The following is a 26064-nucleotide window of genomic DNA, read 5'->3' as shown; positions in this document are numbered from 1 at the left end:
CGCAGGCCGAGGCATGCGTGGTCGTGGGTATCTTCCTGCAGAAAGTAGCCGCACCGCGGGAGCCCATCTCCACATGCCCAGGCATGCGTCGTGCTCCCGCAGTGCGAAACTTTCCTGTTCTGCCGGCTGTTCTAGTCGTCCGTCACTGCCTCTCAGCCTGGGGGCAGTGAACCGTTCCCTTGATGAGACATTGCCCTTTCTTCCGATTTTCCCGTGACGGGAGTGGCCATCACGCATCGTTCAGGATGTCTTCCGCTCTCGATCTGCAGCTGGAAGCTGGCAGAGGAAGTGTCGGTCTCTGGTGCACGATACGGGGATCGCGCTTGCGGGCACCCCGCAACGACCTTCCTGACAGCCAGCAGGCTTCCTGTCGGCAACACCTGAAGCGTAGTCTCGAGGCCGGCATTTCCTCCAGATGGTTTGTGCCGTCATCCTGCGCGAGTCGACTTGCTCATGAACCTGAGCATGAAGTCGTAGAACCCTCATGCTTGAGGCGCTCAACCGTGCGCCTGCAGCGGTCGTCCCGCCTGTGCGGTCTGCCGTGTCGTGTCCCGCAGTTGCGCCAGGGAGACCACGGCATGGCCCTTGTCCGCCCATTCGGCGCGCTCGGCATCGTCGGCGCGAACGATGAAGCGTCCCGCCAGGGTGTAAAGCAGCCCGATCAGCGGCGATAGCCAGCAGGCGAAGGCCAGCGGAATGTAGAGCAGCCCCTCGAGACTGCCACCACTGGTGATCAGCCCCAGCGAACTGATGACCACGGCGCCACTGGCATTCCAGGGCACCAGCGGCGAGACCAGCGTGCCACCCTCTTCCAGAGAGCGGGACAGGTTGAGGGTCGAGTAGCCTTCGCCACGGAAGATCGGTGCGTACATGCGTCCCGGCAAGGCGATCGAGAGGTAGGGGTCGCCCGCGATGACGTTGGTCAGCGCGGCAGTGGAACTGGCCGCGACCTGCAGCCCGAAGATGCCGCGCACCTTGACCAGCACGGCGGCGCACAGCGCTTCGAGACAGCCGATCACCTCCAGCATCCCGCCGAAGGCCAGTGCGATCATCACCAGCAGGATGACCCAGGCCATCGACATGAGGCCGCCGCGATTGAGCAGGCTGTCGATCTCGCTGACGCCGGTATTCAGGGTGTAGCCGCTCTGCATGTAACCGAACAGCGCCTTGATGGCCTCGCCCTGGACACCATAGGCCACTACCGCCCCGGCCAGCACCCCGACGAACAGCGCCGGCAACGCCGGCATGCGGGCGATGGCCAGTGTCATCACCAGCAGCGGTGGCACCAGCACCCACAGATTGAATTCGAAGGCCCCGTCCAGGCCCTGGGTAATCGCGGTGATGCGTTCGAGATCCAGTGTCTGCCCAGCGGCGAGCAGGTTGCCGGCGACCAGGTAGATCACCAGGGCGATCAGCATCGAGGGGATGGTGGTGGGCATCATGTTGCGGATGTGGGCGAAAAGATTCACCCCGGTGACGGCGGGAGCGAGGTTGGTGGTGTCCGACAGGGGAGAGACCTTGTCGCCGAAGAAGGCCCCGGAGACCACGGCACCGGCCGTCCACCACGGTGGAATGCCGAAACCGGCGCCGATGCCCATCAAGGCCAGCCCCACGGTGCCCACGGTGCCCCAGCTGGTGCCGAGCGTGACCGAGACCACCGAGCACAGCAGCATCGCCGTCGCGAGGAAGTATTCCGGCGAGATCAGCTTGAGCCCGTAATAGATGATCATCGGCACGCTGCCCGAGGCGATCCACACCCCGACCGTCATGCCGACAAGAATGAGGATGGCGATGGAGGGCAGGCCGACACGCACGATGCGCATCATGCCCTCTTCCATCGCCGACCAGCCGTGCCCCAGCTTCCAACCGACCAGCGCCGTCATGGCGACACCACAGATCAGCGGCACGTGAGGAGTGAACTCGCCAAAGACGAAGAGTTGCAGGGCCAGCACGGCCAGGGTTGCCAGAATCGGCAGGCTGGCCATGGGCAGAGAGGGGCGTTGCGGTGCATCAACATCACGAGTCATGAGGTATTGCTCCATTAGCCAGTTGTACTTGTTGTACCCCCACGCTAATCGACTGACGCCGCTCCAGATGGCTGACAGCGGCATCTACCTCCCTGAATGCGACATCGTCTACGACTTTCTGCCAATCACTTGCACGAGATTCATTCACCTCTCCTCAAACCTGTCGCCACTGTCATCTTGCCGGCGAGTGGTGGGCGAGATCAGTAATCGATCACCACATCCCCATTGGGCACGCTGCAGCAGGACAGGATGAAGCCATCCGCGACGTCTTCATCGGTGATGCCGCCGTTGTGCTCCATCGCGACCTCCCCGGAGACCTTCTGCACGCGGCAGGTGCCGCAGATGCCCATGCCGCAGGCCTTCGGGATATGCAGGCCGAGCTTGGCGGCGGCGGCGTGGACAGTCTCGCCCGGGGCGATCTGCACCGACTTGCCGGTCGTGGCGAACTCGACGCGCGTCAGGTCGGCGCGGTCCAGCTCATCGGCCAGCACTTCCGCCTGCTCGGCCTGCTCGATGGCCTCCTCCTCGACCTCCACCGGCGTGGCCCCGAAGGACTCCTCGTGGTAGCGACTCATGTCGAAGCCATGGCTGCGAAGCAGATGCTTGATCGCATTCATGTAGGGAGTCGGGCCGCAGCAGAAGATCTCGCGCTCCATGAAGTCCGGCGCGATCATCTCGAGCATCGCGTCGGTCAGATAGCCGCGGTAGCCCGACCAGGTCTGACCGGTCTCGAAGCGCTCGCAGATGATGTGCATGTTGAATTCCGGCACCCGCGAATCCATGAACTCGAGCTGACGCCAGAAGATGATGTCGCGCGGGCTGCGGGCGCTGTGCAAGAAGGCGATGTCCACGTTGGCATTGGTGTCGAAGTACCAGCGGGCCATCGACATCAGCGGCGTGATGCCAACCCCGCCTGACAGCATCAGGATGCGTTCCGCCGGATAGTCGATGCAGTTGAAGTTGCCCACCGGGCCGTGCACGGCCAGCTCGTCACCTTCGTTCAGATTGTCATGCAGCCAGTTGGAGACCAGTCCGCCCGGCACGCGCTTGACGGTGATCGAGAAGCTGTAAGGCACCGACGGCGAGCTGGAGATGGTGTAGGAGCGCATGATCTGCTGCGCATCGATCTCCAGCTCCAGGGTCACGAACTGCCCCGGCTTGAAGAAGAACATCACCGGCTGTTCGGCCATGAAACAGAAGGTGCGCACATCCCAGGTTTCCTGAATGACCTTCACGCAGCGCACGCTATGTCGACCGTTGGTCCAGGTCTGCGTCGTAACCGGATTGAAGTTGCTGAGTGTGGTGCTCATGAAGGCCTCGCTGGGCATGTTGTTCTTGGAGACATGTTCTTGGAGACATGTTCTTGAAAGGGCAGTGTCAGTTCTTGAAGAGACAGTGTCAGGCCACCCTGCGCTGCGTGCGCGACCAACGGTGGGACATGCTCTGGATTGTCGAGTCAGCGTCCGGCAAGCATTTATCCGTGCACGACAGAAACATGCCCGATCCCTCCAATCACGACCCCGCAGTGCCCTGCCCCCGCCTCACCGCTGCACCTGCCTGTGCCTCGAAGGCCCTGCGCAGACGACCGGCGTCGGAAATACATCATTGAGCGTCGCCATCAGACACAAGTCGCGACTTGACCTCAGCCACACTGCGATCCATGCGTGGCAAAGCCACTCGGATATCATGCGGGCTGCCTGAACTTCCACGCTGACTATCCTGTTGAGCGAGCGGCCCCTCTGCCTGCGCCGCCCTCGACACCCGAACCGACCAGGACAGGACGACGCACCGCGCGATGCATCGGCACTGACTCATAGGTGCGCTGACTCATAGGTGCGCTGACTCATAGGTGCGCTGACTCATAGGTGCGCTGACTCATAGGTGCGCTGACTCATAGGTGCGCTGATGTCTGCCGCGGTGCTGCCCGGCAATGGTCTGTTCACACGTTTCCTCTGTCCCGGCTTCACAACAACAATGATCAGCACACTCACTCAACCCAAGGCGACCCTGCTCCCGGCGCCTACCGACCGTGCGAGGACATCGCGATGAGCGATCTATTGGAACACGCTCAGGACCAGCAGCGTCAGGCGGTACGCGAGGCCGCCGCGCGGCTTCTACAGACCCGCAGTCCCGGCTATACCCTGCCCCAGCCCTTCTACAATGATCAGCGCCTGTTCGATCTCGACATGAAGGAGATCTTCGAGCGCGAGTGGCTGTTTGCCGGTCTCGGCAGCGAGATCCCGCTCAAGGGCAACTTCATGACCATGGACGTGGGCAACAGCCCGATCATCATCGTGCGCGGTGACAACGGGGCCATCCATGCCTTCCATAACGTCTGTCGCCATCGCGGGTCTCGCCTGTGCAGCACCGAGCGCGGCAAGGTCGCCAAGCTGGTGTGCGGCTATCACAAGTGGACCTATGAACTGGATGGCCGTCTGCTGTTCGCCGGTTCCGACATGGGCACCACCTTCGATACCAGTGACTACGGCCTGCACCCCGTCCACGTACGTTCAGCCGGCGGCATGCTGTTCATCAACCTCGCCGAGCAGCCCGAGAACTGTGAGCCGTTCTTCAAGACGCTGGAGTTCTACCTCAAGCCCTACGACATGGAGAACGTCAAGGTCGCGGCCAGCTCCTCCATCATCGAGGAAGGCAACTGGAAGCTGGTGATCGAGAACAATCGCGAGTGCTATCACTGCGACGGCTCCCACCCGGAGCTGCTCAACACCCTGCAGGAATTCGATGACACCGATGACCCGCGTGCCACCGAAGCCTACAAGGCGCTGGTCGCCAAGAAGCAGGCCGACTGGGATGCCGAGAAGGTGCCCTATCAGCTGGTGCGCTTCGGTCGCCGCAATCGCATGACGCGCACGCCGCTGCTGGAAGGCACCGTCTCGATGACCACGGACGGCACGCCGGCGTGCAAGAAGCTGCTGGGTCGCCTGCAGAGCCCCGACATGGGCTCGCTGCGCATCCTCAACCTGCCCAACTCCTGGAACCACTTCATGGGCGATCACGCCGTGGTCTTCCAGGTCGACCCGATCGGCCCCCTCAAGACCCGCGTGACCACCAAGTGGCTGGTGCACAAGGACGCGGTGGAAGGGGTCGACTACGACCTGGCGAAGCTGCGCAAGGTGTGGGACGCCACCAATGATCAGGACCGTCAGCTGGTGGAAGAGAACCAGCGCGGCGTCAACTCCAGCGCCTATCAGCCCGGCCCCTACTCGGCGACCTTCGAGTTCGGCGTCGTCGACTTCGTCGACTGGTATGCCGAGCGCATGCAGGAAGCGCTCAAGGAACAGCAGGAGCCGCATCTGCAGCTGGCCTGAGGGCTTGAGTCCTGGATTCCTTGAGTCCTCGAAACCTGGACTCCAAAGGACAGGCAAGAAAAAACCCGCCACCGACTTGCCGGTGGCGGGTTTTTTTGGCTTTCACCCGGGCAACACGCCGAAGGCGGTCACCCGAGAGATACTACGGCTGGATTACAGCTGCGTGTCCAGACTCATCATCAGGCTGAGCGCCATGACGATGATGATGGAGAAGCCGAACAGCTTGCGTGCCCAGGAGGCATCAGGCTGATCCTTGAGGCGCCAGGCGGCCAGATACAGCCACCAGCCACCCGTGACGGTCGCGACTACCAGATACCAGATGCCGGTATATCCCCACAGTGTCAGCAACAGCGACACCGGGATGAAGCCGGCAATGTACCCCGTCACTACACGCTTGGCATGCTCCATGCCTCGCGCTACCGGGAGTACCGGAATATTGGCGGCCCGATAGTCATCGACACGGAACATGGCAATCGCATAGGAATGCGGCATCTGCCACATGCTGAAGATGATCAACAGCAGCAGCGCCCCCATGTCCGCCTGGCCGGTGACAGCCAGGTAACCGACCACTGGCGGCGCGGCGCCGGACAGTGAACCGATGAGGGTGCCATACACCGAGCCACGCTTGAGCCACATGCTGTAGGCCCCGACGTAGATCACGAAGCCCAGACCCACGGCGATCATCGCCATGAGATTGGTCATCGCGGCCAGAAGCCAGAAGCCCGCAAGGCCCAGCACGCTGCCGAAGACGAAGGCCCCCGTCAGCGAGATGTCGCCCTGCACCAGAGCACGGCCCTGGGTACGCGCCATGTGACGATCGATGTCGCGATCGATGCAGTTGTTGAACACACAGCCTGAGGCCACGATCAACGCCACCCCGACCAGGGTGGCGATGAACAGCGCCCAATCCACCTCACCACCGGAAGCGAGAAAGAAGCCGCCGCTGACGGTGATCAGGTTGCCGAAGATAATGCCCGGCTTGGTGGTACGCAGGTAGTCCTTGATCATCAGGCTCACGCTATCAGATGGGCATCATGTTCTGATTCAGCTCGATCATGATCCACATGGAACCACCAACGACGATTGCCACGATCACCAGGGTGAACAGCATGGCCATGACATTCCAGCTCTGCTCCTTGGAGCCGTCCAGGTGCAGGAAGAAGTACAGCTGCACGAAGACCTGAGCGATGGCGAAGCCGTAGATGGCCCAGATCACGCCGACACCCGGATCGTCCATCATCATCACCATCCCGAACGGGATGATGGTCAGGATGATGGAGAGGATCAGACCGGTCACGTACTGCTTGACGCTGCCGTGATTGTCGTTGTGGTCGTTGTTGGAATGGCTCATAGCATCACTCCTGTGAGATAGACGACGGTGAAGACGCAGATCCAGATGACGTCCAGGAAGTGCCAGAACAGGCTGAGCATCATCAGACGACCACGATGCATTTCCGTCAGGCCTTTCTGCTTGACCTGGATGATCAGCAGCGCCATCCAGACCAAACCGACGGTCACATGCAGACCGTGGGTACCGACCAGCGTGAAGAAGGCTGACAGGAACGCGGACTTGTCCGGGCCATGGCCATTCACGATCAGGTGATGGAACTCATAGATTTCCATCGCGATGAAGCCCGCACCACAGGCGAAGGTGATCATCAGCCACTTGATCACCGCGGAGCTGTCTCCGCGGTTCATGCCCAGCATCGCCAGGCCGTAGGTGAAGCTCGAGGCCAACAGCAGCGCGGTCTCGACCAGCACGAAGTCAAGCTCGAAGATCTCGGCGCCCGTCGGGCCACCGGCATACGCCTGGCTGAGTACCACATAGCCTGCGAACAGCATCGCGAACAGGATGCAGTCGCTCAGCAGATAGAGCCAGAAACCGAAGACCTTCAGGCCATTGGTATCGTGATGCTCGTGATCGTCATGGGCGTCGTGCGCCCCATCATGAGATGTCATTGCATTGTTCGCCATGATTACCCCTGAACCACTGTGTCGTTAGGTGTGCGGGCGCTGGGCAGGGCACGACGCTCGCGACCTTCGCGCTCGACACGCTCCACTTCCTCGACGGACACGTAGTAGTCGATGTCATAGTTGAAGGTGCGCACGATGAAGCTGACGGCCATGCCGACCAGCCCGACCACGGCCATCCACCAGATGTGCCAGATCAGCGCGAAACCGAACACCAGGCTGAAGGCGGAGATGATGACACCGGCCGCTGCGTTGCGCGGCATGTGGATCGGCGCATAAGGCTTCTTGGCCTCCTGCTCGATACCGCGTTCCTTCATTTCCCAGAACTCGTCGAGTTCAGAGACCTGCGGCTCGTGAGCGAAGTTGTAGAACGGTGCCGGTGAAGTGGTGCTCCACTCCAGCGTACGCGCGCCCCAGATATCGCCAGTGGTGTCCTGCAGCTTCTTGCGGTCCTTGATGCTGACCGCGATCTGGATCACGGTGCACGCGATACCGATCATGATCAGGCAGGCACCGATGAAGGCGACGACCAGGTACGGCACCCACAGCGGGTTGTCGACGTGCTGCAGACGACGGGTCATGCCCATGAAGCCGAGGATGTACAGCGGCATGAAGGCGAGGTAGAAGCCAGTGATCCAGAACCAGAAGGAACGCTTGCCCCACTTCTCGCACAGCATGAAGCCGGTCGCTTTCGGGAACCAGTAGGTGATACCGGCCATCGCACCGAAGACCACGCCGCCGATGATGACGTTGTGGAAGTGGGCGATCAGGAACAGCGAGTTGTGCAGGACGTAGTTGGCGCCCGGCACGGCCAGCAGGACACCGGTCATGCCACCGATGGTGAAGGTGACCATGAAGCCGAGGGTCCACAGCACCGGAGAGGTCATCTCGACACGACCGCGGTACATGGTGAACAGCCAGTTGAAGATCTTCACGCCCGTCGGGATCGAGATGATCATCGTCGCGATACCGAAGAAGGCATTCACGTCAGCGCCGGCACCCATGGTGAAGAAGTGGTGCAGCCAGACGACGAACGACAGGATCGTGATGACGATGGTCGCCCACACCAGAGAGGTGTAACCGAACAGCTTCTTCTTGGAGAAGGTGGAGATGACTTCGGAGAACACACCGAAGACCGGCAACACCAGGATGTATACCTCAGGATGGCCCCAGGCCCAGATGAGGTTGACGTACATCATCATGTTTCCACCAAGGTCATTGGTGAAGAAGTGGAAATCAAGATAACGGTCGAGCGTCAGCATCGCGATGGTCGCGGTCAGGATCGGGAAGGCCGCGATGATCAGGACGTTGGCGCACAGTGCGGTCCAGGTGAAGACCGGCATTTTCATCAGGGTCATGCCCGGCGCACGCATCTTGAGGATGGTGGCGACGAAGTTGACACCTGTCAGCAGGGTACCGACACCGGAAATCTGCAATGACCAGATCCAGTAATCCACCCCGACCCCGGGACTGTAATTGGCCCCCGACAACGGCGGATAGGCCAGCCAGCCGGTCTTGGCGAACTCGCCCAGACCCAGCGAGATGTTGACCAGCAGCGCGCCGACCACGAACAGCCAGAAGCTCAGCGAGTTCAGGAACGGGAACGCCACGTCACGTGCGCCGATCTGCAGCGGCACGACGACGTTGATCAGACCGATGACCAGCGGCATCGCCACGAAGAAGATCATGATCACGCCGTGGGCAGTGAAGATCTGGTCGTAGTGATCCGGGGGCAGATAGCCGTGACCGCCGGTGGACGCCAGCATCTGCTGGGAACGCATCATGATCGCATCGGAGAAACCACGAATCAGCATCACCAGCGCGACGATGATGTACATCATGCCGATCTTCTTGTGATCGACAGAGGTGAACCACTCATTCCACAGGTAGGCCCACTTTTTCTTTACCGTGATGAAGCCGAACAGGGCTGCACCACCGAGGATTACCGCCGCAAGCACGATCATGACGATCGGCTCGTGATACGGAACAGCCTCTATTGTGAGTTTTCCAAGCATTGCTTATTCCTCGGTTGCCATCGCAGATTCAGCGTGACCGGCAGCGTCATGGCCTGACATGTCGTGGGCGGACTCGCCGTGATGCTTGCCCCCCATCTTCATGTCACCCATGCCCAGCTCCATGCCATCCATGTAGGGCGCCATGATCTGTTCGTACAGATTCGGCTTGACCTGACCATAGAAGGTGGGTGCCACGTCTTCGCTCGGCTCCTTGAGTGCCTCGTAGCCGGCGTCATCCAGCACCTTGCTGCTGCCACGCGCTTTCTCGATCCAGGCGTCGAAGTCGCCTTCGCTCATCACATGCGCCTTGAAGTGCATGTCAGCGAAGCCGGCGCCGCTGTAGCTGGCAGAGATACCGTCATAGGTACCCACTTCGTTGCCGATCAGGTGCAGGCGGTTTTCCATGCCTGCCATCGCGTAGATCTGGCTGCCGAGCTGCGGGACGAAGAACGAGTTCATCACGGTCTCGGAGGTGATGTGGAAGCGCACCTGGCGATCCACCGGCATGGCCAGCTCATTGACTGTCGCGATGCCCTGCTCCGGATAGATGAACAGCCACTTCCAGTCCATCGACACGACCTGAACCTCGATCGGCTCGCCGCCATCCTGGATCTCGGCACGCGGGTCCAGCTCATGCGTGCTCTTCCAGGTCAGGATGCCCAGCGCGAGGATGATCAGGCACGGAATGCCCCAGACCACGATCTCGATCTTGGTGGAATGCGCCCAGTTGGGCGTATAGGTCGCCTTGCTCTGCTTGGTATCGCGATAGCGCCAAGCAAACCACAGCGTCATGAAGATGACCGGGACAACGACCACGAGCATCAGGTAGGTAGCAGTCAGAATCAGCGACTTCTCGGATTCACCGATGGGTCCCTTGGGATCGAAGAGCACGGCATCACAGCCGGACAGCATCAACAATCCCGCGAGGATGGGGAGTCCCCGCAGAGCCCCCCGCATTAGGCTTTTTCTCATCTCACGACCTCGTTGGAACACGCCATGACGTCATGACGAGCCCACATGTGGAACACAGCGTTCGAAGAAATGACCAACAGGAAGCCGTCGATCGTTCGAACGAAATCAGAGGATTTCCCGCAGGCGGGGCACAGGATAGAGAAAAATCAGGGGGGCTGACTACGGGGCACACTGACGCAGGTAGTCGCACCTGCCGATCAATTTCCCCTCGCGCGCGCAGCCAATCGCCATCGGGAGAGGACGATGCCCTCCCTCACGCGTTCGGGTTATGCCCTGACCACTGAACGAGGAACCTGACGAAGGCGTCAATCATGTTGACAGGCAACACGGCGTCACTTGGGCGACCAGACGCCAATCCGGTATTTCCTCCCTTCGAGGTGCCCTGACTCCTCCCGCCGACAAGGCTCTGGCCACCCCCGCATTGCGCGATGACCATTTCCCGACTCACGTGCCTTCCCAGGTCCACGAGCGACCGCCGAGCCCCCACGGGAAACGCCAACCCCAAGCACGACAAGAGCATAAAATTTCAACAAAACAATAAATACAGCAATATTCATCCAAAGAAGTGCGCGCAATGACACCCGCGCAAGGAGTGCCGCCTGGCAGAAACACCTCGTCACATCGAGACGCCTGACTGCCTGCCTACCGACGGACCGAGATCACCGACGTCTTTTTCACACTCTCAATTGCAAAAAATGCCGCACTTCGTTCCATTATAATTTCCCATCCTGCTCTGGAAATCGTGACGTAATTCTCCTTATATTGATTCACCATGACATTTTTCATTCCCGCACGAATGGATGAAATCGTTGTCACAATCCAGCGACTTCGTCCTCATCATTTGTTCATATTCAGTCTTTTTTCATCAGATGACGCCTCGCGCCATTTCATAAAAATTTTACAAATAAACACCAAATAGATACCAGATAGATACAAAAACACCACACAAGTGCCAGCCAAGTCTCTGAAAAGTCCTGCGGAGCCACCAGGCCTGAAGAACGTGATGGCATCTCAGGAACCATGTTTCAGCATCAGGTCAAGGGATGCGACAATTGACCACACCAGAAATGTCGCCAATGATCTTTCTGATTTTTCACTTTCCTTTTCCCGTACAGACTATCCTCCCGAATCATTGATACGCATGCCGCGGCGCAACGAGACTTGGAGGTTTGTTCCTGCAGGGACACGCGCTATCCTGCTGTTCACCCCCTTGCCGCAAGGGAGCAGGCGGCATGTCAAGACGAGATTCGAGATCCTGATGCAGCGCCGCTGGGCGATCACGAGCCCTGCCTTCTCGACGTCGAACCTCGCTTGCGCATCGCCCTCCCCTGCCAGGGGCACCTGTCTACCCGATGGAGCAGCGCCCGATGACGACTGACCAGCCCCCCTCCGCCAGCAATGCCCTGCTCGACGCCGACCAGCTGCCCGCCAGCATTCTCTATCGGCTGTTCTCGGGCAGCATCGCGCCGCGACCCATTGCCTGGGTCTCGACGATCGATGCCGCCGGCAATGCCAATCTGGCGCCGTTCTCGTTCTTCACCGTGGCAAGCGTCAATCCACCGGTGCTAGCCTTCAGCCCGTTGCGCAACGGCGAAGGGCGTACCAAGGACACTCTCGACAACCTCGGACAGGTGGCGGAATGTGTCATCCATATCGGGGGCGAGGCCATGAGCGAGGCACTCAATCTCACCAGTGCCAGCCTCGCGGCCAGCGAGGATGAATTCGCCCACGCCGGCTTGAACAAGCTAGCCATGCCGCCGCTGCAGGTCCCCCGCGTGGACGGCGCTCCGATCGCCTTCGGTTGCCGACTCCGCGACATCATCCACCTGGGAGACCAGCCCCTGTCCGGCTCACTGGTGCTCGCCGAGGTCGTGGTGGTCCATGCAGACCCCGAGGTCTGGGATGGCCGCCATGTCGACAATGAGGTGCTGCGCGCCATCGGGCGCATGGCCGGCAGCGATTATGCGCGCACCGACAGTCTTTTCAGCCTTGAGCGACCTGCCTGATCAGCCTTGAGCGGGCCGAAACGCAGAGCGGGCCTGTCTGATGACAGGCCCGCTCAAGATGCTCTCGTGACTCTGGTGACTCACCTATCCCGCAATCGCTGCCCCAGAGGCTTGATGGTGGCGGGGATTGACGGTGGCGGGGAAGCTTCAGCGCAACCCCGGCAGCAGGTACTTGTCGAGTGCCTGACGCACCGAAGGCAGCAGGATATCGGAGTGCATCACCAGCTCGCGCACCAGCTCCTGCAAGCCGGGCACCCCGACTTCCACATGCTTTCTCAACGCCATGCGCGCACAGGTGTCCGCGCAGGCATGTTCGGAAATCTGCACGCCCAGTGCCACCAGCCGCTCACGAAAGTCTTCGTGATCAATCAGCTCCACGATCATCATCGTCATTCTCCTTGCTCGCTGACGGCGGGCATTGTCATTGGTATTGACCCACTCTGTTCTGAGCATGGCCCTTCTGAGGATAGCCGAAACGCGCGGCGGGCTGTCTCCGACATTCTGGTCAGACCGAGGCACGCCCTGCGTATCCGCCAGCGCCACTGCCATAGGCATTTGCGCCAGACGTGCCCTGCCCTTTCCTTTCCCTCCTCTCACCTCCCCTCGCGGTCAGGTGTCCAGACTGGCCGAAGCAGATTCGGCTCTGGCCAGGCGGCAGGCGGCGTACTTGAACTCGGGGATCTTGCCCACCGGGTCCAGCGCCGGATTGGTCAGCAGGTTGGCGGCGGCCTCGGCGTAGCAGAATGGCACGAAGACCATGCCGGCCGGCGTCAGCGGGTCCGCGCGGGTGGCCAGCGTGATCTGACCGCGCCGCGTGGTGATCGAGAGCGCCTCCCCCGCCGCGATGCCCAGTCGCTCCAGCTCGACGGGGTTGAGCGTGGCCACGGCGGCAGGTTCCAGACTGTCGAGCACGTACGCGCGGCGCGTCATCGAGCCGGTATGCCAGTGCTCCAGCTGACGGCCGGTGGTCAGTACCGTCGGATAGTCGTCATCCAGCGTCTCATCCGGCGGCGTGGGCCAGGTCGGCACGAAGCGGGCCCGACCGTTGGCGCGCGGGAAGCCATCGCCGAACACCACATCCTCACCCTCGCCTCCCGGCGTCAGGCACGGGTAGGTCACCGAGTTCTCCTCGGACAGCCGCGCCCAGTCGATGTTGTCGAGGGAATCCATGCCCTGCTGCATCTCGGCGTAGATCTCCTGCGGCCCGGCGTAATCCCAGGCAAGCCCCATGCGCCGCGCCAGCTGCTGGGTGATCCACCAGTCCGGCTTGGCCTCGCCCGGGGCACGCAGTGCCGCCCGCCCGCGCTGCACCTGACGATTGGTGTTGGTGACACTGCCGTCCTTCTCCGGCCAGGCGTATGAGGGCAGCACCACATCGGCGAACTGCGCCGTCTCGGTGACGAAGATGTCCTGCACCACCAGATGCTCGAGATGCGCCAGCGCGCTGCGCGCGTGATCGAGGTCCGGGTCCGACATCGCCGGATTCTCGCCGAGGATGTACATGCCGCGAATCTGATCGGCATGGATGGCGTGCATGATCTCCACCACCGTCAGGCCCGGTGTGGCCGAGAGCGGCGTATCCCACAGCGCTTCCAGTCGCGCGCGCGCCGCCGTGTCACCCACCGGCTGATAATCCGGGAAGACCATCGGAATCATCCCGGCATCCGAGGCGCCCTGGACATTGTTCTGCCCGCGCAGCGGATGCAGGCCGGTGCCCTCCCGCCCGACATGGCCACACACCAGCGCCAGCGCGATCAGACAGCGGGCATTGTCGGTGCCGTGGGTGTGCTGCGAGATCCCCATGCCCCAGAAGATCATCGCGCGCTCGGCCGTCGCGTACTCACGGGCCACGGCACGAATCTCCTCGGCCGCCACGCCGCACAGCGGCGACATCGCCTCCGGCGTCAATGCCATGACGTGCTCGGCCAGGGCGGCGAAGTCCTCGGTATGCGCCTCGATATAGGCCTGATTGGCCAGCCCTTCGGTGATGATGACGTTGAGCATGGCATTGAACAGCGCCACGTCCGCCCCCGGCGTGAACTGGATCGAGCGATGCGCATGACGCCGCAGCGCCAGCGCGCGCGGATCGATCACCACGATGCGCGTGCCTCGCCTGGCGGCGCGCTTGAAGAAGGTGGCGGCCACCGGATGATTGACGCCCGGATTGCAGCCGGTCAGCACGATGAGATCAGACTGCTCGGCCTGCATGAAGGAGGCGCTCACGCCGCCCGAGCCGACGCCTTCCATCAGCGCCGCCACTGAACTTGCATGACACAGCCGCGTGCAGTGATCGACATGATTGGAGCCGAAGCCGGTGCGCACCAGCTTCTGGAACAGCCACGCCTCCTCGTTGGTGCACTTGGCGCTGCCGAAGCCCGCCAGGCTATCGGGGCCATGCGTTCGCTTGAGGCGCATGAGCCCCTCGGCCGCGACCTCGAGGGCCTCGTCCCAGCTGGCCTCACGGAAGTGGGTCAGCGGGTGGGCGGGGTCAAAGTTCGCGTCCAGCCCCTTGGCCACGCCGTCACGGCGGATCAGAGGGCGAATCAGGCGCTCCGGATGACGCGGATAATCGAAGCCGAAGCGTCCCTTCACGCACAGGCGTCCGTGATTGGAGGGGCCATCACGACCACTGACCGCGATGATGTTGTCGAGCCGCGCATCCGCGACCGGCTGACGGTGGCTGGTCGCTTCGCGAGTGATCGCGTCTGAGGGCGCACTGAGCTCTCGGACATCCGCCAGCGTTGCGGCCTGCTGGCCTTCGCCGACCAACGCCTCGCCGCTGCCCCGACTGACCTGATACTCCAGCTGACAGCCCACGCCGCAGTACGGGCAGACGGAGGCGACGCGCGCATCGACGGCGGCGCTGTCGCCATGACCTTGCTCATCCACCTGGGCGGCGGGCATCAGGGCGCCGGTCGGGCAGGCCTGCACGCACTCGCCGCAGGCGACGCAGGTGCTGTCGCCCATCGGGTCCTCGAGATCGAACACGATGCGCGTATTGCTGCCACGCCCCGCCAGCCCGATCACGTCATTGACCTGCACCTCGCGACAGGCGCGTACGCACAGGCCGCAGCTGATGCAGGCGTCATGATTGACCGCCATCGCGGCATGGGAGTGATCGAGAGCGCTGGCCGGCGTCGGCAGCCACTCCTCAGCCGTATCCCCTAGCCACTCGCGGACCGTCTCGCGGGCACCGCCCAGCGTCTCGCGAGCGTGCCCGACATCCACCGCCAGCAGCTCGGCCATCGCCATGAAGTGACTGCTGACATCGGGGTTATGGGCCTCGGCTGGCATGTCGGCGGCGAGCAGTTCCACCACCATCGCGCGCGCCGCGCGCGCCCGCTCAGAGCTGGTACTGCGCACCACCATGCCCGCGCGCGCCTCGCGAATGCAGCTGGCGGCGAGGGTGCGCTCGCCATCGATCTCGACCATGCAGGCGCGACAGTTGCCATCGCCGCGATAATCCGGCGCTTCGCTGTAGCAGAGGTGGGGAATCGTCTCGCCGGCACGCCTGGCGATCGTCCACAGCGTCTCGCCGGGATAGGCCGTCACCTCGGCACCATCCAGCGTGATGGTGAAGCCATCCTCGCGCAGCGGCTGATCATCCGAAGGCGAGTTGCCGAGTCCTGTCAGCGCATTCATGCCTCACCTCCCGTGGCGTCAGCCGCATGGCTCGTGGCGATCAAGCGCACCCCGCTGCTGGCGAGGATCTCCCGGAAATCCTTGAGCAGGCCGAGCACCGGATTGGGCGCGGCCTGTCCGAGCCCGCAGATCGAGGCATTCATCATCACCTGCGACAAGCGCGCCAGCAGCGCCTCGTCCCACTCATCGCCGCTCAGCGCCGCCAGCATCTGGCGCGTGCCGACGCGACACGGCGTGCACTGGCCGCAGGACTCATCCATGAAGAAGCTCATCAGATTGCGTGCCACCGCCGCCAGGTCATCCTGGTCCGACAGCACCACCACCGCGGCCGAGCCGATGAAGCAGCCATGGGCCTGCAGGGTGTCGAAGTCCAGCGGCAGGTCCGCCTTGCTGGCCGGCAGAATGCCGCCGGAGGCCCCACCGGGCAGATAGGCCCGCAGGCGATGGCCCTCGGCCATTCCACCGCCGTATTCCTCGACCAGCTCATTGAGCGTGATGCCAGCCGGTGCCAGATACATGCCCGGGCGTCTGACGCGCCCGGAGAGCGAGAAGCTGCGCAGCCCCTGACGCCCCTGGCGTCCGGCTGCCACGTATGGCGCGTGCCCTTCGCGATGGAGCCGCGCGATCCAATAGACCGTCTCGACGTTGTTGACCAGGGTCGGGCGTCCGAACAGCCCGCACTGGGCCACGAAGGGCGGACGCTGGCGCGGCTTGCCGGGCTTGCCTTCCAGCGACTCGATCAGCGCCGATTCCTCGCCGCAGATATAGGCCCCGGCGCCACGCCGCAGATGGATGAAGCCGGGCGCGACGATGCCTGCGGCTTCCAGCTCCGCGATGCACTCGCGCAGCACGTCATTCAGGGTCGGGTACTCGTCGCGCAGGTAAAGGTAGAGCGCCTCGGCCTCGATGGCATGCGCACTGGCCAGCGCGCCCTCGAGAAAGGTGTGCGGCTCACGCTCCAGATAGCAGCGGTCCTTGAAGGTGCCGGGCTCGCCCTCATCGGCATTGATCACGCAATAGCGCGGCCCTGCCTCGGCACGCACGAAGCCCCACTTGCGAAACGTCGGGAAGCCCGCTCCGCCCAGGCCACGCAGACCGGCCTGTTCGATCATCTGCGCCAGGTCATCGATGCTGACCTCACCGCCCTCCAGCGCGGCGAGCAGTCCATAGCCGCCACTGGCGCGATATTCCGCCAGCCGCGGATAGTCGAGACTCGCGGCCGGCGCGGCGTGCACATGGCCCTCGGCGATCGCCGCCGTGACGCCTTCCACGCTGGCGTGGCCAAGATGGCAATGCCCGACCTCCGCCACCGGCGCACTGTCGCAGCGCCCCATGCAGGGTGCCCGCAGCACGCGCACCTGTGCGGGGTCCAGCCCGGAGGCGAGACCGGCGCGCAGGGCCTCGGAGCCGGCCAGCTGACAGGACAACGAATCACAGACGCGCACGGTCAGTGCCGCAGGCGGCGTCTCGCCATCGCGCACCACGGTGAAATGGGCATAGAAGGTGGCCGTCTCGAAGACCTCGGCCATCGGCAGGCGCATCCACTCGGCCAGCGCGCGCAGATGGGCCAGCGTCAGGTAGCCGACCTCATCATTGAGCACGTGAAGATATTCGAGCAGAAGGTCACGCTGCGCCGGGGCATCGCCCAGCAGGCGCTGCACCTCGGCCCAGGCCTCGGCATCCAGCGGGCGGCCGCGCAACTGGCTGCGCGAACGGCGACGAGCGACGGGGGTCGGCTCGGTCAGGGTCTCAGGCGTCATGGCGGCACCACATTGTTATCGTTATGAACTGGCGGATCGTGCGGTCGAGACAACGGCCTGGCTGGACCGTGGACGCGTCTGCGTGAAGGTGGGCGCTGTCCGGCAGGTGCGTCACGCCGGGCAGGTTCCTTCACTGTAGATCGCAATCTACAAAGCGGGCAGAGCCGCGACAACCGCCTCCCCCGCCGAATCGCCTCGCATGTCAGTCACGCACATGTCGGCGTCGTATCCAGCTAACTCGCCCTCGCCCAGCCCTCACACAATCACCGAGGCCCGGCGGCGACCTGTCCCGCAGTCAGACTCGCCACCGCGCTCCGGATTGCCACTCCACCCCCTTCCCTCATCGCAGCCACGGGAGACACCCGCGACAACGCCTCGACTCGCCCCACCCGCCCTGCTCGGATGGCGACACCAATAACAACATGAGGTCACCACATGTCATCGAATCCGTATGACACGGACTACGAGATCGGCCAGGACAATGTCCAGGTCATGGGTCTCGATGTGCATAACCCCGTCTTCGCGATCAGCGCCGTGCTGATCGTCAGCTTCATCCTGTTTGCCATCGTCTTCCCCGCGGGCGCGGAAAGTGCCCTGGGCGGCGCCAAGGCCTGGTCCATCGCACATGGCGACTGGCTGTTCATGCTGGCCGGCAACCTCTTCGTGCTGTTCTGCCTGCTGCTGATCATTCACCCGGTGGGCAAGCTGCGCCTGGGCGGCCAGAAGGCGACTCCCGAGTTCTCGACGCATTCGTGGTTCGCGATGCTGTTCGCCGCCGGCATGGGCATCGGTCTGATGTTCTGGAGCGTCGCCGAGCCGGTGGCCTATTACACCGACTGGTACGGCACGCCGCTGAATGCGCCTGCCGGCACGCCGGAGGGCGCTCGCGCCGCGCTGGGTGCCACCATGTATCACTGGGGCCTGCATCCCTGGGCCATCTACGCAGTGGTGGGTCTGTCGCTGGCCTTCTTCACCTACAACAAGGGCCTGCCGCTGACCATCCGCTCGGCGTTCTACCCGATACTCGGTGAGCGCACCTGGGGCTGGATGGGGCATGTCGTCGACATTCTGGCCGTGCTGGCGACCATCTTCGGGCTGGCGACGTCGCTGGGGCTGGGCTCCGCTCAGGCGGCATCGGGGCTGGATTACCTGTTCGGCATCGGCGATGGCCTGCCGACCCAGATCGCGATCATCATCCTGGTGACCCTGGTCGCCATCTACTCGGTCAGTCGCGGCCTGGATGGCGGGGTGAAGCTGCTCTCCAACATCAACATGATCATCGCCGCCGTGCTGATCATCTTCATCCTCATCTTCGGGCCGACACTGGCCATCCTCACGGGACTTGGCACCACGACACTCAGCTATGTGCAATACCTGCTGCCGCTGTCCAACTGGATCGATCGCCCGGACGAGAGCTGGTTCCACGGCTGGACCGTCTTCTACTGGGCGTGGTGGATTTCCTGGTCGCCGTTCGTCGGCATGTTCATCGCACGCGTCTCGCGCGGCCGCACGGTGCGCGAATTCGTCACCGCCGTGCTGCTGGTACCGACACTCGTCACCATCGTGTGGATGTCCGTCTTCGGGGGCACGGCGCTGGAACAGGCCATCAATGGGGTCGGCGCGCTGGCCAACGGCATCGATTCCGTGTCACTGGCCATGTTCCAGATGCTCGACAACCTGCCGCTGTCCGGCGTGGCGTCCTTCATCGCCATCCTGCTGGTGCTGGTGTTCTTCGTCACGTCCTCGGATTCCGGCTCACTGGTGATCGACTCGATCACTGCCGGCGGCAAGGTGGATGCGCCGGTCAGCCAGCGAGTCTTCTGGGCGGCGATGGAGGGACTGATTGCCGGTGCCCTGCTGTACGGCGGGGGAAGTGCCGCACTCGGCTCATTGCAAGCCGGTGCCATCGCGACAGGCTTGCCGTTCACGCTGGTACTGCTGGTGATGTGCTATTCGCTGTTCCGTGGTCTGATGCAGGAAAGGAAGGCGCAGGACGCGCTCGCCCGACCGGTCACCGGCGCCTGACATGCGGCGCTGACGGATCATGAGCACAAAAAAACGCCGCCCCCGGCAACCGGGGGCGGCGTTTTCATTGGATGACCCGAACGTCATCCAGGCTAGATCAGGAGTTTTCCTGAGCCAGCTTCTGCACCTTCTTCATCAGGTCCGGGTTGTTCTGCACCGCTTGACCGATGGAGTTGAAGGTCGCGACTTCCAGACCGGAGTCCTCGACCGCGCTGACCATCTCGTCATTGGCTTCCTGACGGACGCTCTGCTTTTCGGTCTCGTCGTCAGCTTCCTGCAGCTTGCCGGCGAAATCCTGGGAAATGCGTGCGATCTCCTGGGAGGCAGCAGCGAACTGTTCCAACTGCGCATCGCTGAAGTCACCGGCCTGAGCCTGTGTCGCCTGAGCAGGAGCCTGACCCTGGGCCGGTGCGTCAGCAGCGAACGCCGGCGCAGACATCATGCCCGCAGAGATCAGGGCAGCCGTCATGTATGCAGTCATCCGTTTCATTGCAACCTCCAGTCATTCATTGATCATCAAAAAGTGATTACACCAACTCAGACGGACACCACGGCCGGATGTTCAATCTTTCGTGTAACTGTTTGAAAAACATTCGGATAACTCTGGATACAACTGTCGCAAACGAGCAACGCAAAGACCACCAAGCCCCGTATGGCAGGCCTCCTGCGAGCTGGACACCCATACAAGCACCGAGTGGCCCGAGAAAGATCATGCAGACACTTTCCCTCATCTGGCAGCCATCCTGTCAGACAGCAGGCGTCATGTCCGTGCAGTTACCGCTGATATATCGCCCCGTGCAGTACCACACAAACCGCCTGCACAAGGTCGGCAAACTGGTGCAGACTGACATAACCTGACATCAGGCCCCTGCGTTGCGGTCCCATGCCGGACTGTCCTGCATTCTTGCCCCACGCCGCCGGAGGACTGTCATGTCCCGATATACGCCGTCTTCGCCCTCGCGCCGCTCGTTGCCGCGCCACATCGCTGTCCGGGCAGCATTCGCCCGAGGAGTGAGTCTGTGCCTGCTGGCCGGACTGTTCACGAGTCTCCCCGCCCAGGCCCTCAGCCTGCTGGATGAGAATCCGGAGCTGAATGCGCCCGCCGAGACTTCCGCAGGTGCGCCGCCACCGCCCTCTCCACCAGACACGGTAGACACCACCATGACCGCCGCCAACGTCGACCCCGCCGCCAACCCGCTGCTGGGCGAGACCTGGAACCGTCGCTCGCTGGTACTGGTCGCGCCGGATGAACAGGACCGTGAGCTGGAACGCCAGCGCGATGAGCTGCGCGCCACGCGTGGCGAGATGCAGCAGCGCGATGTCACGCTCTATACGCTGATGGGCACGCGCGGCATCCACGATGGCGTGCCGATGAGCTTCGAGGAGGTTCGTGCCCTGCGTGATGCCATGCAGCTGCGCGAGGGCGCGCCCTTCACCGTCATCCTGATCGGCAAGGACGGTGGCAAGAAGATGCAGCTGGAGGGGTTCGTCGCACCGGACCAGATCTATCAGGTGATCGACAGCATGCCGATGCGCCAGCGCGAAGCCGGCGAGGCCACCCGTCAGACCTCCTCGGGCAGCGAGGAACATACCTCGCCCGCGCCGTTGGATGACGAGGATTGGCAGTGGGATGAATGACACGCCTGAACGACGAAACGCCCCTGCCAGCCGAGCTGACAGGGGCGTTTTCATGTCTGCGCAACTTCAGCGCAGCACGCCTTCCTCGCGCAGCAGCTTGAGGATTTCCGCCGCGCCCTCCTCGGCACTCACGCCTTCCAGACGCTTGCCGCTGCCACCCTCGGCCTTGGCGGCCGCGGCCTTGAAGCGGTCCCGCGCGCTGGTCGCCTTGATGCGCTTCAAGCGCTTGGGTCGCTTGCGAGCCGGCGCGATGGCAAAGGTTTCCGCCACCGCGTCATGGGCAAGCTCGCCGCTTGCCACCGCGGCAAGTTCACCGCGCCGCGCCTGCGCGAAGGCCGACTGACGCGCTGCCGGCGCGGCGGCATCGACGCTGACAAGTGCCGGCAGCTTCACCCGCAGTCGCCGCCGCTGACCACGCGGCAGGGCCTGCAAGGCGGTGAGATGCGCGCCATCGCAGCTCTCGATTGCGACGATGCCCTCCACCAGCGGCCAGCCGAGGCTCTCCGCCAGCAGATGCGGCAGCAGGCCACTGCCCTCGCCGGTCTCACTCTGGCCACCGCACACCACCAGCTGCGGTGCCGCCTGCTTGAGGCGCGTCACCAGCAGCGGCCAGACATCGATGACCGGTTGATCGGCAGCCGCCGCCTGCGGATCGACAGCCGTGAGCGGTTCAGCTTGAAGAGAGTCAGGCGTCACCAGCGTCAACGACTCCAGCCCCATGCCCAGATAGCCACGCAGCGCCTGGTCCTGCTCGCTGCCAGGCGCGATCTTGCTGCCACTGGCGTGCCAGGCGCTGAGGCTGACGGCACCGGGTGCCGACTGGCGCTCCAATGCCAGACACAGCTCCAGGGCGCGGGCGTCCTGCTCGGCGCGCCGCAGACGCCCCGAGACCGGGTGCTGCCCCAGCGATACCAGACTCACGACCTCAAGCGGTTCCGAGGCCTGCTGCGCAATGGACGAATGATCTGCCTTCATGTCCTTCTCCTTTCTCCTGTCGCAGGCGCGAGTTCAGGCCGCGTCGGCGGCAAGCGTGGCGGATGACGGGCTGGATGACGGGTTGGAGGACATAGCGGGCGCAGTAGACGACTGACCCGCCGCCGAGGCACCACCTGCCGCCTGGGCGTCACCACCGGCACCGGGTTCGGCCTCGAGCTGCTGACAGAGACTGGCGAGGATCGCCCCGGCATCGCCGATCACCGACAGATCCGCGCGCTTGACCATGTCACAGCCGCCATCGAGATTGATCGCCACCACCTTGTCGCAGCGCTGGATGCCCTGCAGATGCTGGATGGCCCCCGAGATGCCCACCGCCACGTACACCCGCGCCGTCACCCAGGTACCGGTGGCGCCGACCTGACGGGCACGCGGCATGAAGCCGTCATCCACCGCCACCCGCGAGGCGCCTTCGGTGGCGCCCAGCAGACTGGCGGCACGGTGGAAGCCATCCCAGTCGCGAATGCCGTTGCCCGCCGAGAGAATGAATTCGGCCTCGCCCAGCGCGATCGCGGAGGGATCGACCGCCACCGGGCCAAGATCCTCGATCACGTCTGGCACGGCGTGCGCGGTGCTGGCTGCCTCCCACTCAAGCGGCAGCGCGGCGTGGCGCACATCTTCCACCGGCTCGGCGCATTCCGCCTCGCACAGCAGGATACGGGTCAGCGCGCGGGTCAGGTCCTGCTGACCATTGCCGCTGCGCCCGGTGACGTTCACCTCGGCAAGCTCGCCACGCCCGATGGCCGCAAGCTCGCCCTCGAGTTGATAGACATTGCCGCTGGGCCGCGCCAGCGCATCGCCCGTGCACAGCAGGCGCGCCCCGAGACGTCGGCCACGCTCACCGCCGCCAGTGCGGGATTCCGGCAGCAACCACAGCCGTGGTGCCAGGCGTGTATCAATGGCCTCAAGCTCCGCCAGCTGGGCCAGCGGCGCGTAACCATCGTGGACACTGTCGGCAAAGTGCAGCCAGCGATCGGCACCTGCCGCACCGAGTCCGACACTGTCGGCGGCGTCACCCTCCTCGCGCAAGGTGCCGAAGGTGACGGCCAACACCGCCCCCAGATGGGCGGGGTCGGCATCGGCGATCTGACGCGCCAGCCCCAGCACATCGCGGTCGTGACTCGAGAGTCGCCCGCCGGTCATGTCCGGCACCACCGCGATCAGGAAGGCAGGTGATGCGATCTCGACCAGCGGCAGCACGCGCGCCTTGGCAACGACGGCGGCCTGACCGGCACCTGCCGCGGCAGGCCCGGAGCGGCCACTGCGATCGATGCGCTTGCGACCATTGGCAGCGATGAAGTGCCCGACGTGGGGATTGCGACGCATCACGCCCTTCGGGCCCATCCAGCGTTCCTGAGGGGCTGCCGCGCCGCGACCCAGCGCCTGCAGCGCGATGAGATGCTGCGGGTGCAGGCGATTGCGTGCCTGCTGCTCCAGGCGCGGGTCACGGCGTGGCAGTGACTCGCGCTCGGTTGCTTGTGGATCGACGGGAATCGTCATGCCGCCACCTCCGCGTCAGTGGGCTGCGTGGTCGACGCCGCCAAGCCTTGCGTGGACGCTTCCAGTACTAGCGCCCGCGCCATCAGTTCCGCCAGATCCAGCACCTGGGGTTCGGCTTCACCCGCCGGCGCCACCACGCCTTCCAGCATCGCGGTGCACTGCGGGCAGCCCACCGCCACTACCTCGGCGCCGGTCTCGCGCACGTCGCCCATACGCATGTCGGGGATACGCTGCTTGCCGGGAATGTCCGTCACCGGCGCGCCACCGCCGCCACCACAGCAGCGTGAGCGGAAGCCGGCGCGCTGCATCTCGCGCACTTCCAGTCCCAGTGCCGCCAGCAGGGTACGCGGCGCCTCGAATTCCCCGTTGTAGCGGCCCAGATAGCAGGGGTCATGCCAGGTGACCGAGCCGAGCGTGGCCAGTCTGGTGGCATCGAGACTCAGACGACCTGCCGCCAGCAGCTCGTTCATGTAGCTAGTGTGGTGATTGACGAGGTAGTCGCCACCGAAGGCGACATATTCACGTCCCAGCACATGGAAGCTGTGTGGATCGCAGGTGATGATGCGCGCGAAGCGGTACTTCGACAGGGTGGCGATATTGCGGGTGGCCAGCGACTGGAAGGTCGCCTCGTCACCCAGACGGCGTGCCACGTCGCCACTGTCACGCTCCTCGGCACCGAGGATGGCGAAATCGACCCTGGCCGCGCGCAGCACCTGCACGAAGGCGCGCAGCGTGCGCTGGTTGCGCATGTCAAAGGCACCGTCGCCCAGCCACAGCAGCGCTTCCACAGGACGCGGATCACGCGCCGCCTCGCGGGCGGCCTGAACCTCGGCGATGCGCGGCAGGTCGAGATCCGCCGCCCAGTGCAGGCGAGCCTCGAGCGCAAAGCCGCCCGGATTGTCGGTGGCGATGAGATTGTCGAGCACCTCGACGCCCTTGCCCGGGGTCGCGCCCTGCTCCAGCGTCATGTGGCGCCGCATGTCGACGATGGCATCGACGTGCTCGATCATCATCGGGCACTCCTCGACGCAGGCGCGACAGGTGGTGCAGGCCCACAGGGTTTCCGGCTCGACCAGTACCGTGAATTCGTGGATCAGCTTGTCGGCGTCTGCCGGCTTGCCTGCAGCGCCCGGCGCCGCCTTGATCTGGATCGGCCCAGAAGACGCTGCCTGACCTGCCGGTCGAGCATGCGGCGATATCCCGACGATGGCCTGCTGCGGGCCGCCGCCATGCTGGCCGGGGGCGCGCTTCGGCTCATCGCCCGGATAGGGCGAACCGGCGTAGGCGGCATCGCTGCCCCCCGCCATGCCCACCACCATGTCCTGGATCAGCTTCTTGGGATTGAGCGGCTGACCGGCCGCGAACGCCGGACACACCGCTTCACAGCGCCCGCATTGCACGCAGGCATCGAAGCCCAGCAGCTGACGCCAGTTGAAGTCGGCAGGCTTGCCGACACCCAGCGGCGCCTCGGGATTGGAAAGATCCAGCGGCAGCAATGCGCTGTCGCGGATGCCGGCGCTGTCACGGGTGCTGAAACGCCCCGGACGCCGATGGAAGGCCAGATGCAGCGCGCCCGCGAAGGCATGCTTCATCGGCCCGGTGATGCGCGAGCCGCCACCGGTCATGCCGACGATCATCTCGAGCAGCCCCCAGGCGATCCCCGCCACCAGCACCAGCCCGAGGATACCGCCGGAGATCATGCCGCCGACGCCTTCCGGCAGCACCAGTGACAGACTCATCACGAACAGACTGGCAGAGAACACCAGCAGGCTCTTGGGCAGACGCATCCACGGACCACGCGACAGGCGCGCCGGCGGGTCGAGACGACGACGACGCACGAACAGCGCACCAGCGAACATCGCGCCACTGGCCAGCAGCAGCAAGACGCCCAGCCAGGCGGAGTCGATGCCGAAGCCGTAGACCACCACCATCAGCAGCGCCGCGGCCACGAAGCCACCGCCGGTGGCGACGTGGGTATTGGCCATGTAGCGGTCGCGCGCGACCACGTGGTGGAGGTCCACCCCGTAGCGGCGCGGCACCTTGGCCAGGCTCGCGATCAGCTCTCCCACGCTCATGGACGTGGCATCCCCCCGCCCCTGGCGCCACAGGCCGATGCGCTTGACCGCACCGATGGCGGCCAGCGCCAAGGCGGCGAAGATCAACACCGACAACACTGTTTCGTTCAT

18 protein-coding genes are annotated in these 26064 nt (G+C 63.8%); 4 read left to right on the top strand and 14 right to left on the bottom strand.

Annotated features, from left to right (window positions below; genetic code table 11):
- Positions 1–497: 497 nt before the first annotated feature.
- Positions 498–2027: a Na+/H+ antiporter NhaC gene (gene nhaC, locus PJK54_RS05240; protein WP_244994954.1), complete on the bottom strand. Its 1530-nt coding sequence runs from the start codon at positions 2025–2027 to the stop codon at positions 498–500.
- Between the two features lie 200 nt (positions 2028–2227).
- Positions 2228–3337, bottom strand: a complete 1110-nt coding sequence (locus tag PJK54_RS05235; RefSeq protein ID WP_077379384.1) for a hybrid-cluster NAD(P)-dependent oxidoreductase — start codon at positions 3335–3337, stop codon at positions 2228–2230.
- A 735-nt stretch (positions 3338–4072) separates the two neighbouring features.
- Between PJK54_RS05235 and PJK54_RS05230 the strand changes: the two genes are divergently transcribed.
- Positions 4073–5356 carry an aromatic ring-hydroxylating oxygenase subunit alpha gene (locus PJK54_RS05230; protein WP_271302394.1) on the top strand — a complete coding sequence of 428 codons (1284 nt, stop codon included), beginning with the start codon at positions 4073–4075 and terminating at the stop codon, positions 5354–5356.
- Positions 5357–5509: 153 nt separating this feature from the next.
- On the opposite strand, the gene cyoE is transcribed toward PJK54_RS05230, so the two are convergent.
- Genes cyoE through cyoA form a run of 5 tightly spaced genes read right to left on the bottom strand, consistent with a single transcriptional unit; the run spans position 5510 to position 10314 of the window.
- Positions 5510–6364 carry a heme o synthase gene (gene cyoE, locus PJK54_RS05225; RefSeq protein ID WP_084209346.1) on the bottom strand — a complete coding sequence of 285 codons (855 nt, stop codon included), beginning with the start codon at positions 6362–6364 and terminating at the stop codon, positions 5510–5512.
- Positions 6365–6377: 13 nt separating this feature from the next.
- Entirely contained in the window at positions 6378–6707 is a 330-nt protein-coding gene (cyoD, locus tag PJK54_RS05220; protein ID WP_054555337.1) for a cytochrome o ubiquinol oxidase subunit IV, read from the bottom strand.
- Positions 6704–7330 carry a cytochrome o ubiquinol oxidase subunit III gene (gene cyoC, locus PJK54_RS05215; RefSeq protein WP_077379079.1) on the bottom strand — a complete coding sequence of 209 codons (627 nt, stop codon included), beginning with the start codon at positions 7328–7330 and terminating at the stop codon, positions 6704–6706. The genes cyoD and cyoC overlap by 4 nt, the downstream gene beginning before the upstream one ends.
- A 2-nt stretch (positions 7331–7332) precedes the next feature.
- On the bottom strand, positions 7333–9342 hold the full coding sequence (gene cyoB, locus PJK54_RS05210) for a cytochrome o ubiquinol oxidase subunit I (protein WP_136939036.1): 2010 nt from the start codon (positions 9340–9342) through the stop codon (positions 7333–7335).
- Between the two features lie 3 nt (positions 9343–9345).
- A complete protein-coding gene (gene cyoA / locus PJK54_RS05205; protein WP_077379075.1) occupies positions 9346–10314 on the bottom strand; it encodes a ubiquinol oxidase subunit II in 969 nt (322 codons plus the stop codon).
- A 1367-nt stretch (positions 10315–11681) separates the two neighbouring features.
- Between cyoA and PJK54_RS05200 the strand changes: the two genes are divergently transcribed.
- Positions 11682–12320: a flavin reductase family protein gene (locus PJK54_RS05200; protein WP_271302393.1), complete on the top strand. Its 639-nt coding sequence runs from the start codon at positions 11682–11684 to the stop codon at positions 12318–12320.
- A gap of 147 nt (positions 12321–12467) precedes the next feature.
- On the opposite strand, the gene PJK54_RS05195 is transcribed toward PJK54_RS05200, so the two are convergent.
- The 3 genes from PJK54_RS05195 to PJK54_RS05185 all read right to left on the bottom strand — a co-directional run bounded on the left by PJK54_RS05195 (position 12468) and on the right by PJK54_RS05185 (position 17722).
- Positions 12468–12707, bottom strand: a complete 240-nt coding sequence (locus tag PJK54_RS05195) for a hypothetical protein (RefSeq protein ID WP_077379069.1) — start codon at positions 12705–12707, stop codon at positions 12468–12470.
- A 222-nt stretch (positions 12708–12929) separates the two neighbouring features.
- The gene (locus PJK54_RS05190) at positions 12930–15962 is read right to left on the bottom strand and encodes a molybdopterin-dependent oxidoreductase (RefSeq protein ID WP_271302392.1); all 3033 of its coding nucleotides are present in this window, start codon (positions 15960–15962) and stop codon (positions 12930–12932) included.
- Positions 15959–17722: an NADH-ubiquinone oxidoreductase-F iron-sulfur binding region domain-containing protein gene (locus PJK54_RS05185; RefSeq protein ID WP_271302391.1), complete on the bottom strand. Its 1764-nt coding sequence runs from the start codon at positions 17720–17722 to the stop codon at positions 15959–15961. The genes PJK54_RS05190 and PJK54_RS05185 overlap by 4 nt, the downstream gene beginning before the upstream one ends.
- Positions 17723–18157: 435 nt before the next feature.
- Between PJK54_RS05185 and PJK54_RS05180 the strand changes: the two genes are divergently transcribed.
- Positions 18158–19747, top strand: coding sequence for a BCCT family transporter (locus PJK54_RS05180; protein WP_084209349.1), 1590 nt, complete (start codon positions 18158–18160; stop codon positions 19745–19747).
- 97 nt (positions 19748–19844) lie between these two features.
- Here PJK54_RS05180 and PJK54_RS05175 read toward each other — a convergent pair whose 3' ends face one another.
- Positions 19845–20237 carry a DUF4168 domain-containing protein gene (locus PJK54_RS05175; protein ID WP_077379061.1) on the bottom strand — a complete coding sequence of 131 codons (393 nt, stop codon included), beginning with the start codon at positions 20235–20237 and terminating at the stop codon, positions 19845–19847.
- A gap of 440 nt (positions 20238–20677) precedes the next feature.
- On the opposite strand from PJK54_RS05175, the gene PJK54_RS05170 reads away from it, so the two are divergent.
- On the top strand, positions 20678–21385 hold the full coding sequence (locus PJK54_RS05170) for a DUF4174 domain-containing protein (RefSeq protein WP_271302390.1): 708 nt from the start codon (positions 20678–20680) through the stop codon (positions 21383–21385).
- Positions 21386–21451: 66 nt separating this feature from the next.
- On the opposite strand, the gene PJK54_RS05165 is transcribed toward PJK54_RS05170, so the two are convergent.
- The 3 genes from PJK54_RS05165 to PJK54_RS17860 are packed head-to-tail and all read right to left on the bottom strand — an operon-like array spanning position 21452 to position 26064.
- A complete protein-coding gene (locus PJK54_RS05165) occupies positions 21452–22360 on the bottom strand; it encodes an electron transfer flavoprotein subunit beta (RefSeq protein WP_191236553.1) in 909 nt (302 codons plus the stop codon).
- Between the two features lie 33 nt (positions 22361–22393).
- On the bottom strand, positions 22394–23878 hold the full coding sequence (locus PJK54_RS05160; RefSeq protein ID WP_271302389.1) for an electron transfer flavoprotein subunit alpha/FixB family protein: 1485 nt from the start codon (positions 23876–23878) through the stop codon (positions 22394–22396).
- The gene (locus tag PJK54_RS17860) at positions 23875–26064 is read right to left on the bottom strand and encodes a (Fe-S)-binding protein (protein WP_271302388.1); all 2190 of its coding nucleotides are present in this window, start codon (positions 26062–26064) and stop codon (positions 23875–23877) included. The genes PJK54_RS05160 and PJK54_RS17860 overlap by 4 nt, the downstream gene beginning before the upstream one ends.

The sequence above is a fragment of the Cobetia sp. MMG027 genome, assembly GCF_027947415.1.
In the GTDB taxonomy this organism is placed as follows: domain Bacteria; phylum Pseudomonadota; class Gammaproteobacteria; order Pseudomonadales; family Halomonadaceae; genus Cobetia; species Cobetia marina.
The sequence above is the reverse complement of the archived record's forward strand: the minus strand, read 5'-3'. Positions and strand labels throughout refer to the sequence as shown.

What these genes read in the sequence shown, in the direction of transcription:
- PJK54_RS05185 (WP_271302391.1), bottom strand. Translation starts at nt 17,722, where the DNA reads ATGACGCCTGAGACCCTGACCGAGCCGACCCCCGTCGCTCGTCGCCGT.
- PJK54_RS05190 (WP_271302392.1), bottom strand. Translation starts at nt 15,962, where the DNA reads ATGAATGCGCTGACAGGACTCGGCAACTCGCCTTCGGATGATCAGCCG.
- PJK54_RS05160 (WP_271302389.1), bottom strand. Translation starts at nt 23,878, where the DNA reads ATGACGATTCCCGTCGATCCACAAGCAACCGAGCGCGAGTCACTGCCA.
- cyoE (WP_084209346.1), bottom strand. Translation starts at nt 6,364, where the DNA reads ATGATCAAGGACTACCTGCGTACCACCAAGCCGGGCATTATCTTCGGC.
- cyoB (WP_136939036.1), bottom strand. Translation starts at nt 9,342, where the DNA reads ATGCTTGGAAAACTCACAATAGAGGCTGTTCCGTATCACGAGCCGATC.
- cyoC (WP_077379079.1), bottom strand. Translation starts at nt 7,330, where the DNA reads ATGGCGAACAATGCAATGACATCTCATGATGGGGCGCACGACGCCCAT.
- cyoA (WP_077379075.1), bottom strand. Translation starts at nt 10,314, where the DNA reads ATGAGAAAAAGCCTAATGCGGGGGGCTCTGCGGGGACTCCCCATCCTC.
- PJK54_RS05180 (WP_084209349.1), top strand. Translation starts at nt 18,158, where the DNA reads ATGTCATCGAATCCGTATGACACGGACTACGAGATCGGCCAGGACAAT.
- cyoD (WP_054555337.1), bottom strand. Translation starts at nt 6,707, where the DNA reads ATGAGCCATTCCAACAACGACCACAACGACAATCACGGCAGCGTCAAG.
- PJK54_RS05165 (WP_191236553.1), bottom strand. Translation starts at nt 22,360, where the DNA reads ATGAAGGCAGATCATTCGTCCATTGCGCAGCAGGCCTCGGAACCGCTT.
- PJK54_RS05235 (WP_077379384.1), bottom strand. Translation starts at nt 3,337, where the DNA reads ATGAGCACCACACTCAGCAACTTCAATCCGGTTACGACGCAGACCTGG.
- PJK54_RS05230 (WP_271302394.1), top strand. Translation starts at nt 4,073, where the DNA reads ATGAGCGATCTATTGGAACACGCTCAGGACCAGCAGCGTCAGGCGGTA.
- nhaC (WP_244994954.1), bottom strand. Translation starts at nt 2,027, where the DNA reads ATGACTCGTGATGTTGATGCACCGCAACGCCCCTCTCTGCCCATGGCC.
- PJK54_RS05195 (WP_077379069.1), bottom strand. Translation starts at nt 12,707, where the DNA reads ATGATGATCGTGGAGCTGATTGATCACGAAGACTTTCGTGAGCGGCTG.
- PJK54_RS05200 (WP_271302393.1), top strand. Translation starts at nt 11,682, where the DNA reads ATGACGACTGACCAGCCCCCCTCCGCCAGCAATGCCCTGCTCGACGCC.
- PJK54_RS17860 (WP_271302388.1), bottom strand. Translation starts at nt 26,064, where the DNA reads ATGAACGAAACAGTGTTGTCGGTGTTGATCTTCGCCGCCTTGGCGCTG.
- PJK54_RS05175 (WP_077379061.1), bottom strand. Translation starts at nt 20,237, where the DNA reads ATGAAACGGATGACTGCATACATGACGGCTGCCCTGATCTCTGCGGGC.
- PJK54_RS05170 (WP_271302390.1), top strand. Translation starts at nt 20,678, where the DNA reads ATGTCCCGATATACGCCGTCTTCGCCCTCGCGCCGCTCGTTGCCGCGC.